The organism is Arthrobacter sp. B2I5, assembly GCF_030816735.1.
GTDB lineage: Bacteria > Actinomycetota > Actinomycetes > Actinomycetales > Micrococcaceae > Arthrobacter.
In genome coordinates this window covers 2,278,130-2,292,921 of the sequence record NZ_JAUSYF010000001.1, presented here as the reverse complement: position 1 = coordinate 2,292,921, position 14,792 = coordinate 2,278,130, and the positions used below count along the sequence as shown (strand labels likewise).

Annotated in this window: 10 protein-coding genes; 5 read left to right on the top strand and 5 right to left on the bottom strand. The window is 63.3% G+C overall.

The window, feature by feature from the left end:
* Positions 1-39 precede the first annotated feature (39 nt).
* A complete protein-coding gene (locus QFZ60_RS10905; RefSeq protein ID WP_307090457.1) occupies positions 40-933 on the top strand; it encodes a DUF4862 family protein in 894 nt (297 codons plus the stop codon).
* A gap of 39 nt (positions 934-972) precedes the next feature.
* Here the strand turns inward: QFZ60_RS10905 and QFZ60_RS10900 are convergent, their stop codons facing one another.
* Complete coding sequence (locus tag QFZ60_RS10900) at positions 973-2,688, bottom strand: exo-alpha-sialidase (protein WP_307090455.1); 1,716 nt, start codon at positions 2,686-2,688, stop codon at positions 973-975.
* Positions 2,689-2,846: 158 nt separating this feature from the next.
* Between QFZ60_RS10900 and QFZ60_RS10895 the strand changes: the two genes are divergently transcribed.
* On the top strand, positions 2,847-5,795 hold the full coding sequence (locus tag QFZ60_RS10895; RefSeq protein WP_307090453.1) for an exo-alpha-sialidase: 2,949 nt from the start codon (positions 2,847-2,849) through the stop codon (positions 5,793-5,795).
* A gap of 325 nt (positions 5,796-6,120) precedes the next feature.
* Here QFZ60_RS10895 and QFZ60_RS10890 read toward each other — a convergent pair whose 3' ends face one another.
* The 3 genes from QFZ60_RS10890 to QFZ60_RS10880 all read right to left on the bottom strand — a co-directional run bounded on the left by QFZ60_RS10890 (position 6,121) and on the right by QFZ60_RS10880 (position 10,023).
* Complete coding sequence (locus QFZ60_RS10890; RefSeq protein WP_307090452.1) at positions 6,121-7,155, bottom strand: DUF4192 domain-containing protein; 1,035 nt, start codon at positions 7,153-7,155, stop codon at positions 6,121-6,123.
* A 1,283-nt stretch (positions 7,156-8,438) separates the two neighbouring features.
* Positions 8,439-8,939 carry a hypothetical protein gene (locus QFZ60_RS10885; protein WP_307090450.1) on the bottom strand — a complete coding sequence of 167 codons (501 nt, stop codon included), beginning with the start codon at positions 8,937-8,939 and terminating at the stop codon, positions 8,439-8,441.
* 232 nt (positions 8,940-9,171) lie between these two features.
* Positions 9,172-10,023 (bottom strand): cyclopropane-fatty-acyl-phospholipid synthase family protein, encoded by an 852-nt coding sequence (locus QFZ60_RS10880; protein WP_307090448.1) that lies wholly within the window; start codon positions 10,021-10,023, stop codon positions 9,172-9,174.
* A gap of 234 nt (positions 10,024-10,257) precedes the next feature.
* Here QFZ60_RS10880 and QFZ60_RS10875 point away from each other — a divergent pair, with 234 nt between their 5' ends.
* The 3 genes from QFZ60_RS10875 to QFZ60_RS10865 all read left to right on the top strand — a co-directional run bounded on the left by QFZ60_RS10875 (position 10,258) and on the right by QFZ60_RS10865 (position 11,729).
* Entirely contained in the window at positions 10,258-10,596 is a 339-nt protein-coding gene (locus tag QFZ60_RS10875; protein WP_307090446.1) for a hypothetical protein, read from the top strand.
* Between the two features lie 561 nt (positions 10,597-11,157).
* Positions 11,158-11,364: a ribbon-helix-helix protein, CopG family gene (locus QFZ60_RS10870; RefSeq protein ID WP_229666519.1), complete on the top strand. Its 207-nt coding sequence runs from the start codon at positions 11,158-11,160 to the stop codon at positions 11,362-11,364.
* Positions 11,361-11,729 carry a type II toxin-antitoxin system death-on-curing family toxin gene (locus QFZ60_RS10865; protein ID WP_307090443.1) on the top strand — a complete coding sequence of 123 codons (369 nt, stop codon included), beginning with the start codon at positions 11,361-11,363 and terminating at the stop codon, positions 11,727-11,729. The genes QFZ60_RS10870 and QFZ60_RS10865 overlap by 4 nt, the downstream gene beginning before the upstream one ends.
* Positions 11,730-12,342: 613 nt before the next feature.
* Here QFZ60_RS10865 and QFZ60_RS10860 read toward each other — a convergent pair.
* Complete coding sequence (locus tag QFZ60_RS10860; protein WP_307090441.1) at positions 12,343-14,751, bottom strand: alpha/beta fold hydrolase; 2,409 nt, start codon at positions 14,749-14,751, stop codon at positions 12,343-12,345.
* Positions 14,752-14,792 lie beyond the last annotated feature (41 nt).

The following is a 14,792-nucleotide window of genomic DNA, read 5'->3' as shown; positions in this document are numbered from 1 at the left end:
ACCGGCGGCCGGCCGTTTTATCCTCTGAATGGAGTTCAGATGTCCCTGATTGTTGGCGCCTATCCCGCCCAGCCACCCGAGGACTCACGGCGCCAGTTCTATGAAGAGCTGGGGCGGGTTCCGTCGATCCGTGGGCTGGAGCTCCCGTATGGTCCGTGGGGCGGACAGCCGTGGCCTGCCGGCGCCCCGGACGGCTGGACTGCGGTGATCACGGCGATCCCCGGGACAATGCAACGACTGACGGCCGCGACCACCTTTGGCCTTGCTTCGGCAGACCCCGACGGCCGGAAAGCGGCGCTGGACTTCGTTTCCGGACTGCGGGAATACGGCCTCGCACTTGCCGATGAGGGGTACCGCGTGGAAGCCGTGGAATTGCATTCCGCCCCACCCTTGCGTTCGTCTGTGGACTTCTTTGAGCAGTCCCTCAAAGAAGTAATGGACTGGGACTGGGGCGATACCCGGGTGCTCATTGAGCATTGCGATGCTCCCCGAACCGGCAGCAGACCTGAGAAGGGGTTCCTCACCTTTCAGGAGGAACTGGATGTCACCTCGTCCCTCCACAGCCAGGGCGCAGGGAACCTGGGTATGGTGATCAACTGGGGCCGGTCGGTCATCGAATCCCGAAACCCCGACACCGCAGTGGAGCACGTGGCGGAGGCACGGGAAGCCGGCGTCCTGGCGGGCGTGATGTTCTCCGGCTGTTCGCCGGTTTCAACCGAATTTGGCTACCCGTGGATCGACGCGCACCTTCCTGCCGTAGAGGTGGAGGGCGCCCCGCCGAGCTCGCTGCTGAACCACGGTGAAATTCAGCGCTGCCTCGCCGCGGCAGGCCCCGTGCCGATCACCGGCTTTAAGATCGGGCTGCCACAGCATGGACTCTCGATACAGGACCGCGTCGAACGCCTGAAACATATGGGCGCCCTCCTCGGGTGACAGCGCCGGTTCACCTGACCCGAGGCGACCACACCAGAGTTAAGGCCTTGCCGTCATGTCGTCCTGCACCGAGACCTCTCCTGTTATGACGTCAAAGCGGAAAATCCGTGACGACCTCCAAGGAGAGCTCCCACATAGCCCGGAGAGCTCGTAGGTGACGGTGAAAGCGTTCTGCTCCACGTCCTCCTCGGTCACGGTGTAGGTGGGGGTGAAGTACAGGGCCTCCTCACCGGCCAGGAGATCCGCCACTGGAAAGGCATCCGCACCCGGTCCGGACAGGCGGACAGTAGCCGCGGCTTCCGGGCCTTCATTCAGGACCCGGCCGGTGAATGCCAAAATGTCCCCGGCCTTGTACCCGGGGATAATTGGGCCATAATTCAAATCCTGCGCCTCCCGGGTCCCCAGGACCTGGACCTGGTCCGGCGAGTACCCCTGACCGATCTCCTTCCACGACTCGGCGCCCCAGCCCTCCCCGCCGGGGGCCATTACGTGGAACTCTCCGGCGTTCTGCCACACCGCCGGAAGGCCGGGTGTGATGGACCGCAGCTCCATGTCGAAGGTGAGTCCCGGCACCGATGGCGGCAGGCCGCCGTCGGACACTGCTGCGGGAAACGTCGCTGGCGGAAGCTGGCCGGTCAGCTGCCCGGGCGGAACGGACACAAAAACAATCTCCCGGTATCCCTGCCGCTCGTACAGGACGCCGATGTTGCCATCCGGAAGCCGTGTCGCCGTCGAGTACGCCGAACTTCCCTCGCAGAGGACCAGCTTGGCAGGCCAAGTCGCCCCATTGTCGGGGGAGAGGCTCAGCACGGTGTTCCGCCGCAGATTGGCGTCGTGGTTGTTCGTGGCCAGGAGCCAGCTATCTGTCGCAGGCATGGCCAGGTTTGGCACGGAGGGCAGTCCGTCGAACCGGGTAAGGGAGCCGTTGTCGCTGGGATCCGGCAGGTCCTCGACGGGAACCAGAGAGCTCCAACTGTGACCGCCGTCGTCCGAGAACGCTGCCAGGCGCCGTGGAGTGGCGCGGCTGTGCAGGAGCAGCCGCCCGTCGGCCAGCGCGGCGACCTTGTTTTCGTTGGGCGCTCCGCCGTCGGCAGTTCCTTCGATGAGCTTTCCCAGCCGCCAGGTGTCGCCGTGGTCATCGCTGTAGGCCGAGGCCGCCATGATCCTGCCGCCGCGGAGTACGACGAACTGCTGGACGAGCCGGCCCCGGTAGGGTCCTGCGTGGATCTGGATACCCTGGCCGGCGGCCGCGAAAATGCCGGTAATCTGTCGGGCGGCGGCATCGCTGCCCTTCAACTGGGCCGTGATCCGCCGGTGCTGCCACGTCATGCCGTCATCGTCCGAGTAGCTGAGGTCGCAGTGCTGTATGAACTCGTCCTCCGGGTCCAGCCCGGTAGTTGATTCAAAAAACCCCGCCCGTGTCCCCGCGGCATGGAAGAGGAAGACCCTGTTGGTCTCGGCATCGACCAGCAGGCTTGGATCCCCAAAACCATCCAACCCGGACCCGGTCCGCACCACCTGCTGAGCCCCCCAGGTCTGCCCGCTGTCCATGCTCCGCCGGAGCAGCAGATCGATGGGACTGGGCAGGTCATCAAGATTTGGCCGCCCGTCATACGCCGCCAACAGCGTGCCCCGGACGGTCACCGCCAGGGCAGGAATGCGGTACTGCCGGTACCCGGCATACCCACGGACGGCCAGGACCTGCTCAACAGAGGGATGGGCGGATGCAATCGAAGCGGAAAGGTAGGATGTCACATCTTCAGTGTACCCAGCTCTGGTTTTGTGATCGCTGACACCTTAGGGTTTGTAGGACGTCGTATGTAGAAGGAACAGGGCATGTGTTTTGACCGGCATCGACGTCTTCATGTAGAGCCGCGGAGCGGAGTCCAGAAAGGGCAATGGATTTGCGAGATATGACAAGACGCACCAAAGAGCGAACGATAGGCTGGGCAGCGGGAGCAGGCGCACTGGCCCTGGCACTGCTGGCCGGCACCGGGGTGCTGGCGCAGGCGGCCCCCATCCCGTCAAATAGTCCGGCAGCCCCGCCAGGTTCCTTCATGGAAGTAAACCTGGGAGCGGACAGGACAGCGAACAACTTCTTTTACCGCATCCCCGCCTTGACGTACCTTGGCAACGGGGTGGTCCTGGCCGCGTGGGACGGCAGGCCTGGAAGCGCCGCTGACGCCCCCAACCCCAACTCCATCGTCCAGCGGCGCAGCACCGACGGCGGCCGGACCTGGGGCCCGGTGCAGGTCATCGCTTCCGGACACGTAGCCGACGCGGCCGGCCCGAAGTACGGCTACAGCGATCCTTCCTTTGTCTATGACGCCGAGGCCGGCAAGGTCTTCGCGTTCTTCGTCTACTCGAAGGATCAGGGCTTTGGCGGAAGCCAGTTCGGCAATGACGACGCCGACCGGAGCGTGATTTCCTCCGCCGTCATCGAGTCCTCCGATGGTGGCATCACCTGGAGCCAGCCCAGGCTTATCACGGACGTCACCAAACCGGGCACCAGCAAGACCAGCCCCGCGGCCGGTGATGTCCGCTCCAACTTCGCATCCTCAGGTGAAGGCATTCAGCTCAGATACGGCCCGTACAAGGGCCGCCTGATTCAGCAGTACGCTGGAGACGTCCGTCAGGCGGACGGCACCAACAGGATCCAGGCCTACAGCGTTTACTCCGATGACCATGGTGCAACGTGGCACAAGGGCGCCAATGTGGGCGACCGCATGGACGAGAACAAGACCGTGGAACTTTCCGACGGGCGGGTGCTGCTCAACTCCCGGGACAACGCCAACCAGGGCTACCGGAAGGTAGCCATCTCCACCGACGGCGGGGCTACCTACGGGCCGGCCACCCAGGACACCGAACTTCCGGACCCTGCCAACAATGGTTCCATTGCGCGGATGTACCCGTCTGCGGCCCAGGGATCCGCCGACGCAAAGAAGCTAATTTTCACGAACGCCAACTCCAAGACTGGCCGGGAAAATGTGTCCGCCCGGATCTCGTGCGACGATGGCGCGACCTGGCCGGGGGTACGGACTATCCGTCCGGGCTTCTCGGCCTACTCCACCGTGACCCGGTTGGAGGAAGGCAAATTCGGTGTCCTGTATGAGGGTAACTACACCGACAGCATGCAGTTCGGCACCTTCGACGACGCGTGGCTCAACTACGCCTGCGCCCCACTGTCAGTACCAGCTGTCACCTCTGCGCCGGGAGCAACCCGGCAAGTGCCGGTGACAGTTACAAATCAGGAAGCCAGCACCCTCTCTGGTGCCACCGCAACGGTGTACACCCCCACGGGCTGGACCGCCACCACCGTGCCGGTGCCAGATGTCGCACCGGGCGCTTCGGTGACGGTCGACGTGGCATTGACCGCTCCGGCCAATGCCAGCGGCCCGCAGAGCCTTAATGCTGCCTTCACGACGGCGGACGGGCGGGTATCGCAGTACACCTTCGCAGCCACCGTGCCGGTCGCACCGCAGGTGGGCCTGACGATCACGGGCTCGGCGCCTGCCCGTGACGTAGCAGCCAGCCCCTACAAGGCCGGTGACGTGTTGAACTACACGTTCAGCGTCAAGAGTACCGCCAACGTCACCGCCAACTCCGTCCCCGTGTCGGGCTCCTTCGACGCCGGCTTCCTCCCGCCGACGGCTCCCAACTGCCGGTACAACAACCTCGCAGCCGGCGCCAGCTACACCTGCACCACCGCCAGGCACACCGTCACCGCGGAGGACATGGCCCGCGGCTACATCGTGCCCGAAGCCGTCTTCTCCGCAACAGCCAGCGCAACACCCACCCTCACCAAAACAGTGACGTTCACCGGAACGGCGGTGGCCCTGCGCGACGGATTGCTCTCCGCAGAGATCAGGGGCAGCCGCAACGACAGCAGCCGTGACCTTGCCACCCAGCCCTATGCGGCGGGTGACGCATTCCCCTACAAATTCGATGTCACCAACACCAGCCCACTGGCGGAAAAGGTCGTCCCCACGGCCGGGAACTTCAGCCCCTTCGTCCCCGAAGGCCCAGGCAACTGCCGCTACAGCAGCCTGCCCGCAGGACAGAGCTACACCTGCGCCACACCACGCCACACCGTCACCGCTGAGGAAGCCGAGCAGGGCTTCTTCGTCCCCAGCACCACCTGGGAAATCAGCGCCAGCGGGCAGACCACCAAGAGCTACGACGTGGATGGCGGTGAGGTGGACCTGAAGGTCCGCGACGCCAAACTGGAAGGCACCGTTGCGGCTGAATGGAAAGACGCAGATGGCGACCGGTACGCCTCAACAGGGGACACCGTCACCTACACCTACAAGCTGGGAAACGGTGGTAACGTCCTAATGACCAGTGTCAGCGCCCCGGCGGCAGGCATCAGCCGGGAACGGCTCGCCGCCGGCGACAGCATCACAACCACCCGTGACCACGTGCTGACCGCCGCTGACATCACCGCGGGTCGCCTCGAACCCGTAACGTTCGAAGCTACCGGCAGCAACGGATCCAAGACTGTCTCCGTCTCCGTCAGCGGCGACGCGACAGAACTGAACGTCCAGCCGGCACAGCCTGGAATCGTTCCCGCACTGACAGTTCAGGACTTGGACGGGCAAACCCCGCCGTCCGACTTGGGAACCAGCGACAAGTACCGCAATGGCCAGAAAGTGGTCCTCAAGGGCCTCGAGTACGGGCAGTGGTACTACGTCTACCTCAACAAGCATAGTTACCGGATCGGTTGGATCTTCCCGACCACCGAGGACACCGTTGAGTTCATCCTGCCCGCAGAGGTTCAGAATGGCCGCGACGACGTGGTGGTCCTGGACAAGGATGGCAAGCAGGTCTCCTTCGACCGTCTCCAGGTAACGCCGAAAGGATAACCGAGCAACGCCCCTAAAGCTCCAGCATCACTAGGCGTTTCAACAAAAACAGGAGCAGCCCGCACTCCCGCTGGCTGCTCCTGTTCTGTTAAAGACGAAGTCGGTTCCTTTGCTCCTGAAACCAGTCCAACGGCCTCAGCTTCCAGGTCTTCCAGCCCGCATGCCAGATCCGAGTTCATACTGCCTGAACTCGGATGTTACCTCTGCCCTAATGATGAAAACTGGCTGCGAAGCCCCCCTTTCAGGGGTACTCCCCCGGGCATCTTGAAGAGCCGATAGTGTACCTTCCGTTAAGCTGCGCCAACTCGGCTAGTCCTGAAGTGCCTCACGGAAGGTCGTAGGGCAGGGATTTGTATGCGGTGTCTTTGTTCATGTTCCAGCCGGCGACGATGCCGGAGCCGATCATTTGGTCGCTGAGGCGGGCGAGGCGGTAGGCGGGGTCGGTGTCGAGGGCGAGTTGGAGGAATTGGTGGGCTTTGCTGCCTCTGCCTTCCCACCAGTTGATATAGCCGATGGTGGTGAGCACTGGTGCTGCGTGTTCGGTGCTGGTGCGTGTGTAAGCGTGCAGGAGGAGTTGTTGTGCCCATTCGATGCGTGACCATTTCGGAGCCTGGTCGGTTTGGGCGAACAGGATCTGTTGCATGGGTTCGTCCACCCCTGGGATGTCGGCGATGAGCCGGTCACGGATTGCCGGGAACTGCAGGTAGGCGATGAGGGCGTGGCAGTCGTCATCGCTCGGGAAGGTCTTGGAGTTGAGCATTCCTGCCCAGAGTTGCCGGCCCTGCTGGAGCGCGGCGTCAGTTGGTTGGGAGGCGATGGTGTCCATGTGGTGTTCGACGGCGGCGGCTTTGGCTGCTTCCTGACCGGTGGTCGGGAGGGTGATCCGGTCTGTGGGTTCGATGAAGCTGCCGCGGTAGATGAATTCGGCATTGATCGCGCTCGTCTGGGTGGAGCTGACGGGTAGGGCGAGGGTGGTGCCGGGTTCGCCGTCGTAGGGGGAGAAGGTTTCGTCGCCGACGAAGAGTCCGTCCCGGATGGTGATGCCCTGTTCCGCGACGACACCGGTGAGAGCGGCTATGGTGCCGGCATACGGTCTGGCCTGGCCGGGCTGCGCTGGTTCGGTGGTGTACACGGCGAAGAGGATGGCTGTGGCTGAGCTGTCGCTGGTGAGGTAGTGGGCGACGGTGCGTGCGTAGGGGAGTTCTTGGCCGGGTTGGCGGGGGAGGTCGATGCGCAGGGTGGCGCCGATGCTGTTCTCGTTCATGGTGATGCAGACCAGGCTTTCCTGTGGCCAGAAGCCGAGGGTGTGGCCGATGAAGCTGAGGACATCTGCTGGTGTTTTGATCGTGAGCTTTTCCATGATCCCTTTGGTTCCCTTCACCCTTGTGTTGCTGAATTTCTACTTTTGCGGTTGTTGGTTGTGGGCGTCGTTCTGGTAGGGGACCACCCGCTGGGCTGAGGGGCCGGAGTGCAACTTGGGGAACCGGCGCCGAGGCGAAACTTCATGTGGCGGTAGTGCTCCGCTGTTCTGGTGATGAAGTTTTCGGTTCGGGGGCGGCGCGGTAGCGCCCTGGTTGCGCGGAGGACCCGCCCAGCGATCATGGGGCGAATCAGAACGACAAGCAGCGATTGAACTTCTGCCTGTCCAGCGGCGCCGAGGTATCGGGCGGCATGACTTAGCAAGATATGGCCAGTTCGGAACACTCCGAGCGATTCTTGCCCGTGTGCGGAGCATACAAAAGGTGGGATGGCCAGTGTGAATTCTAGGGCCGCAGATGTCTGTTAGGCGCGATCCAAATCTGTCAGGACAAAGAACAACCGCATCCCGTCCTTGCGGGGTGCGGTCTTAAGGTTGATCGCTTAAACGGGGCGGAAATCGGGGTGTGGACATTGTCCACATTCTTGGCCTCGTATTGGGTGATATTGCCCTCGTACTGCTTCAAATTCAGGGTATTTTCGCGGGTTCCCAGTGTTTGCAGGGGCTGGAATGTAGTTCGAGTCCCACCTCGGGCACAGCATCTTCCCTCGTCAGAGGGATTTTTGCTTTAACCTGTTGACAAAGCTTGCGCTGAGGCGCCTCTGACGCTGTGGGTGCGGGCTTTAGCCTGGCTGCCGCGGAGCTTATGCAGGTGTGTGGGGTGGCGGGTTCAGTGTCCTGGCTGGTGGGCGCTCCGCCTGCTGACATGAGGTTATGCTGTTCCTACTTCCGGTTCTGTCGGGTAGGCCCGGGCTGGCCTACACCTATTCATGTGCCGGGAGATCGAAGACGACATGACCGCGCCGATTTTCTGTGCAGGCAATTCTTCGATGCGATCGCGGGGGCGCCTGGGAGTCCATCCCGGCCGTTGTCCTGTCAAAGATGGTGTTGACAGTGTCAACATTTACATCTGCTGTCTTCGGCGCTTTTGCGCTGTGCGTCGCAGCAATAAATGGCCGTCTTTTCGCAGCGCTAAATGCCACCCTCAATCGCTAGGCCGATCCTTCAGATGCTGTAGCAAGCACCACTCGAGGCACACACTCACGGCATGCGCCGGTCGACTGTCTTGAAAGGCTAGGGATTCGAGGCACGGAGGTTTCGAGACACGTTGCGACGGGCTACGCCAGCTTCGGGTGCCCGTAAGGGGATCCCTACCCGGGCACTGGTCACGAGATCGTTGGCAACCGTCCCGTAGAAGGTTCCTTCACCGATCGCAGTCGGCTTCTACATGGCAGGCCGATGCGGGGACGTCCAGTGCGGACTCCCCTGAGTTTGAGTGTGCTGATCCCGTGGATGGGTGGATGGATGGGTGGATGGGTGGATGGGTGGCGAAGCGGGCAGCGGCGCCGGGTGCCCGGCAGGCGCCGGCACCCGCGGGGCGAACGGTAGAACTCGCCGTAATAGGTCCCGAGCCGGTCTCGATAGGCGGGATCGTCAGCGGTGGCATCATCGAGTTCTGGCGAATCCTTGATCTGGGCCTTCGTGAGATCGACGTAGACCTTCTCGTCCGCGTCGTCGACACGCTGAATCGTGCCCGCCGGAAGAATTACCTTCCGGCCGAAGATCCATGGGCCGGTGTCGACCACGATGCTGCTTTCATCGACCGCGTAGCTGGCCTCGTCGACCTTGCCGATGTCGCCATCAAAGGCGTGAACGCGATAGCCCACGATGGTGCCGGACTCAGCTGCGCGAGCCGACGAATCACGGTAATTCCAGGCGTCCCACCGATCGAAGTCATCGGAGACATCCTGTTGCGATGACCGCCAGAATCCACCGATCCCTCAGCGGGCGAATTTCGGTCGTCGTGACCGAATGTGCCCTTTGACCGGACGATCAATGGAGATTCGCCGCGCCCGTGCTTTCGACAGAGTCTTCCAGCGGGATCTGCGGATCGGACCACTAGACAGGCTTGTCGAATACGCCCTGGATGAACACCGTGCGCCCGGCGTCGGTGTTGCGCCCGGAGTTACTCGTCTTGACGGCTGCCTGTTCTCCCAGCACGAGATGCATTCCAAGCGGAGGAGGGGCGCTGGAGCCGCTCGCACCCGACGCTTGCGCCTTCGCCTGCTGTGCCTTACGCGCCGCCACGATGTCGGCGGTAATGTCGCGCCAAGTGCGCTCCAGGAGACCTGCACCGCGGATCAACCCGCGGAGGGATTCTGCGTCGGCCAGATGGCTCTGGTTGGGGCGGCTCGCCCATGGGACCGGAAGCTCGATCGGCTCGCCGTTCCCCGCGCAGATTTCCTGGCAGACGAATAGCCCGCCCGGCCTGAGTACCCGGGCGATTCCGGAATACAGGTGGCGCTTGTCCCGGATGTTCATCTGCATTTGTATCGTCCACACCACGTCGAAGCTGGACGCGGCGAACGGAAGCTCCAGGGCATCACCGGCCTGAAAGCGGGTGCGATCGGACAACCGCGTCATCCGAGAAAGGGCGTTGGCCACCCCGCAGAATTCAGGCGAGAGATCGATGCCTGTCACGTCGCAACCCAAAGTTGCGGCGAGGTAACGCGCCGGGCCGCCCAACCCGCTGCCCACGTCGAGCACTCGCGATCCTGGCGGAATTTTTGCAAGCTCCACCAATGCGCGCGTAGCCGAACGTCCCGCGGAGTGAAACTCGTCGGCCGGCGCGAGATCTTCGTGCGTGACCGAGTCCAGGTCCTTGTCGAGAGCTTGCAACCCCGCCACGATTCGCTGCAGAAGTTCGCCCGGCTCGTAGTGACGAAGCATTTCCTCGTGCGAGTCGCCCATGGACGCAAATTCTGCGCGGATGTCGGGGAGCCGTCAAGTATGCGCTTGCTCCCACCACCCCGTCACCTGCCTTCCTCCGGCAGGAGGGAGGGTCTGGCCTGTGCCCTCACGAGGTCTCCACTCGACGCAGAAAGGCATCGCAGACCCCCTGACCAGCAAACGATCTCTGTCCTCCTAAACGACATCGGAAGGGTCGCGGTCGTGCAATTCTCCCTTCGTCCCAAGGGTCCGTGGGTGGCTGACAACCTGGATCAGCGGATAGCTCGCCTCCCCGCAATCGCTTACGGCTTCGTCGTCCGCTGGACCGTTCCCGAGATGCGATCCATGGCGCAATTCCTACTGGTGCTGTCAGGCGTCTTGCTCGGCACCGCAGCAACGCTTCTTATCGAATTTCTCCTGCCCCGCCGTGCGGCAGAGAAGGCAGAGGCGGCGACGGATGCGTCGCGAGAAATTCAAGAGACGTCGCTAGAACTTCTTCGCGAGACTCAACTCCTGCTCGCCCGCGCGCAGGCCGAGTTGTGTCAACGACCCTGGTGGCGACGGCGGCCGAAAGGTTCAAGGCGATACAAATAGGAACCTTATCTACCTCGACCCTGTCGTCTCGCGGAGGCCAACATCGCCGTTCAGCGATCACAGCGAGCCACCAGCGTTCGTAAGCCGGTCGTCGAGCGTTCAGCCGGACATGGATTCATCCCTCTGCTGCGTTGTCAGCCCCTGATACGTACGTTTGCCCCGAACGATGAAATGCACGGTGAAGGTGCGCTAACCGCTACACCTCCGAGTGCCTCGAAACCCTTGGGAAACGAGACGTCGTAACGGGCTAACAGTCGTCTGACCTGCAGAGTCCCAGATTTCCTGCAGAATCTTGGACGCGCGTTGGCAAGGCGATTCTCGTAACTATGTCTCATAACTTCGTAGCCAAAATCTGGTACTCATCCTTGGTTATGAGACAGGTGAGCGCGCGTCGGCTCGAGGGGACTAGAGCGAGGCCGGAAGTAAAGACACTTCTGGGTCCAGCAGCCTAGCTTCTTGAAAAACTCTCCAAGACACCGCGGCCCTGCTCGGGTGCGTCTGGTCCAATTAGCGGGGCGTGCAGTCCAGTCAAAGCAGGTACCGTTTTGGTACCATAGGGACATGGCTATGAATCTCCGCGTCCCCGAAGACCTCGATCGGCGGCTGGAGAAGTTGGCAGCCGAGGAACATACGTCGAAGTCCGCGCTTCTGTTGCAGGGAGCGGAGTTGGTTCTGCAGCGCCACGCGCGCCGGCGTGAAATCAGCGCAGGTCTTGATTTTGTCATGAGTCATGACGCTGATCTGCTGAAGCGCCTTGAAGACGCGTGACAGCGTACCTGGACATTGAGGATGCACTTCAGGTAGTTGATCGGTACGGCTTCCATGTCCGGGATGTCGGGTTGTTGGCCTCCGCATTGGCCAGGCCGGCTACAACTGCCATGGGCGCGGAAGCCTATCCGGAACTCGCGGTGAAGGCGGCAGCCTTGCTGGAGTCGATCGCCCGGTTCCATCCCCTCATTGATGGCAACAAACGGACTGCGTGGACGCTTATGGTGCTGCTGCTGTGGATCAACGGTTACCGTCATGACTACACCACGGATGAAGGCTTCGACCTCGTCGTCGGAGTCGCCGCGGGCACCATCGACCTGGCGAACGCTGCCGCCCAGATTTCCAGGCATCTGGTGCCCCGATAGTCCTCCGGCGCCCCCGAAAGGGGGTGTGAACAACGTCCACACTTTTCGTCTCGTACTGGGCCAAACAGCCTTCGGACTGCCCCGAATTGCGCATGTTTTCGCGGGTCCCCACTGTTTGCAAGGGCTCGAATGTAGTTCGAGTCCCACCTCGGGCACAAGGTATCCCCTCGTCAGAGGGGTTTTTTGCTTTAACCTGTTGACATGGCTTGTGGTCGCGTCAACTGACGAGTTGGTCGCGGGTTGTGGTCTGGCTGCCGCGGAGGCCTGTTCAGGTGTGTGGGGTGGCGGGTTCAGGACCCTGGCTGGTGGGCCTTCCGCTTCCTGTTTACTGGGTTCTTGCGTTTCCTCGTTTCGGTTCTGTCGGGTGGGCCGGTATTGGCCTACACCTATTCATGTGCCGGGGGAGCCGGGACAACATGACTGTTCCGGACCTGCTCTAGGCGCTGCCGCATGCCGGCCCGGAAGACTGCTGGAAAGGATGGCTTGCGTCTTTTGTCCTATTAAAGAGGGTGTGTACAGTGTCCACACCTATACAGACCGGGCTGGATTCTTTGGGAGCGGTGCCGGCGTCGGACGTGGCGCCCGAAGTCCTTGCCGACGTCGAGAAGCGCCCTTAGATGGTTGCCGCCTGACGGTCTGCGGATACCCTCGTAAGAAAGTCCTCGACTACGGCGGCGAACTCGTCAGGCCGTTCGATCTGCGGCATGTGTCCGGTCTTGGCGAAGACGTGCGACTCGGCGCGGGGCAGCGCCGCGGCGGCAGATTCAAGGTGGCTGAACGGCAGAATGTGGTCGTGGTCGCCCCACACCACCAAGGCTGGAACGTCGGACTTGGCGAGCGCCCCGATCAGAGCGGTGCGCCACTCGGCCCGGACACCGAAGATCGTTCCCAGGTCGCGGGCGACGTCGTTCAGCGTCCTGCGGTGCGCCTCCCGCTGCGACAGGGCGAGCGCGTGGCCGATACGGTCGTCCGTGACCAGCGTTTTGTCGTAGAAGAGCGAGCGGACGGTCCGGCGTGATGCTTTCTCGTCGGGCCGCAGGAGCAGGGCCGCGAGCGGGCGGACCGCAAGGAGGCGAAGGACCAGTGCCACTTCCTTGCCGAATCCGGCGCTGTTGGCCAGCACGAGCGCGGAGACGCGGTCCGGATGGTCGGCGGCCAGCTTCATGGCCACGGCGCCGCCGAGCGAGTTGCCCATCACAGGCAGCGGCCCGGAAACCCCGACGGCGTCCAGGAAAGCCGGCAGGATCCCGGCCAGCTTCGCGAGTGTCGTCGTGCCGGGGAGCCGTTCGGAGTACGCGAAGCCGGGAAGGTCGATGCTGTAAACCGTGTGGCGGTCCAAGAGCCGCTCGTGCTGTTCGTTCCAGTCCTCGAGGCTCTGGCCGATGCCGTGCAGCAGCAGGACCGGATCCCCGCTGCCGGTCTTCCGGTAGCGCAGGCGTGTCCCCGCGACGGTGACATAGCCCGTTCCCGGCAGCGCGAGGGGATCACGGGCCGGGACCGCGGGTTGCTGGACGGTTTCCCGCACCGGCTGCCCGCGCCGGCCGAACCGGACGTGGTCGGTCAGCCTGCCCGCCCGGAGCAGGGCGAAGTCGCGGAAGTAGTTCTGGTGCAGCCGCCACGGCGAGCCTGCGCCCTGCCGGGGCAACTGGTTGGCGCCGCGGAAAATGTAGCCGGCCTTCAGGTCGATCAGCGAGGACAGCGTGCCGTTGGCGACGTCGGCGGGTGCCACGGGTACCACCCACTGGAGGTTCCGGCGGTCGAGCTGCTTGATCAGTCTGCAGATGTAGCCGGCGACCAGGTCCGCCTTCAGGGTCCAGGACGCGTTGGTGTAGCCGATGGTGAGGGCGAAATTCGGGACACCCTCCAGCATCATGCCCTTGTAGGTGAGGGTTCTGCCGACGTCCACGGGCTGGCCGTCGACGGAGAGCTTCATGCCGCCGATCACCAGCAAGTTCAATCCCGTGGCCGTGACAATGACGTCGGCGGGCAGCGATGTGCCGGAGGCCAGGTCAATCCCGTCCGGGGTGATCCGGGAGATCGTGTCGGTCACGATCTCGGCAGTGCCGGCACTGATGGCCCGGTACAGGTCCCCGTTGGGGATCGCGCAGATCCGCTGGTCCCACGGCTGGTACGACGGGGCTAGGTGCGTGTCCACCGGGAAGCCCGCCGGCAGTTTGGCTACTGCCGACTTGCGCAGGATCGCCTTCATCGTCTCGGGCCGCCGTCGGCTGAGCTGGTACGTGAACATGGAGAAGAGAATGTTCTTGGAGCGTACGACGTCGTACGCCAGTTGCGCGGGCAGCTTGCCCCGGAGGCGGTCGGCCAGGTGGTCCCGGGCGGGCACGGGGGCGATGTAGGTGGGGGAGCGCTGCAGCATCGTCACCTTGGCCGCCGACTTTGCCATGGACGGCACCAGCGTCACGGCCGTGGCGCCGCTGCCGATGACCACCACCTGCTTTCCCTCATAGTCGAGGTCGGCCGGCCAGTGCTGCGGGTGGACGATCGTTCCGGCAAAGGTGTCGGCCCCGTCGATGGCCGGGGTGAAGCCCTCGTCATAGCGGTAGTAGCCGGAACATACGGACAGGAACGAGCAGGTGAAGGTGACCGGCTCGGGGGAGGAGACGGTGTCGCCGGACCGGAACTCGCCGCCGGAGGTGCGGACCGCCGTCACGGTCCACAGTGCGGTTTCGCTTGACCACGCGGCGGAAATGACCCGGGTGTTCAACCGGATCCGCGGCGCCAGGCCCTCGTCGGCGACCGTTGCCTCGATGTACTCGCGAATGGACTCGCCGTCCGCGATCGCCTTGGCGCCGGCCCAGGGCCGAAAGGAGTAGCCGAGCGTGTACATGTCGCTGTCGGACCGGATCCCGGGGTACCGGAACAGGTCCCAGGTCCCCCCGACGGCGTTCCGCGACTCCAGGATGGTGAAGGTTTTTCCGGGTACCTCGCGCTTCAGCCGACTGGCGAAACCCACGCCGCTCAGCCCGGCGCCGACAATCAACACATCCACGCGCTCGCTCATGCCGCCAAGTTATCGACTTAATGTTGAGATAGTCAACAGCG

Excerpts from the sequence above, each read along its gene's own strand:
- QFZ60_RS10895 (WP_307090453.1), top strand. The coding sequence starts at position 2,847 with ATGACAAGACGCACCAAAGAGCGAACGATAGGCTGGGCAGCGGGAGCA.
- QFZ60_RS10880 (WP_307090448.1), bottom strand. The coding sequence starts at position 10,023 with ATGGGCGACTCGCACGAGGAAATGCTTCGTCACTACGAGCCGGGCGAA.
- QFZ60_RS10860 (WP_307090441.1), bottom strand. The coding sequence starts at position 14,751 with ATGAGCGAGCGCGTGGATGTGTTGATTGTCGGCGCCGGGCTGAGCGGC.
- QFZ60_RS10890 (WP_307090452.1), bottom strand. The coding sequence starts at position 7,155 with ATGGAAAAGCTCACGATCAAAACACCAGCAGATGTCCTCAGCTTCATC.
- QFZ60_RS10870 (WP_229666519.1), top strand. The coding sequence starts at position 11,158 with ATGGCTATGAATCTCCGCGTCCCCGAAGACCTCGATCGGCGGCTGGAG.
- QFZ60_RS10905 (WP_307090457.1), top strand. The coding sequence starts at position 40 with ATGTCCCTGATTGTTGGCGCCTATCCCGCCCAGCCACCCGAGGACTCA.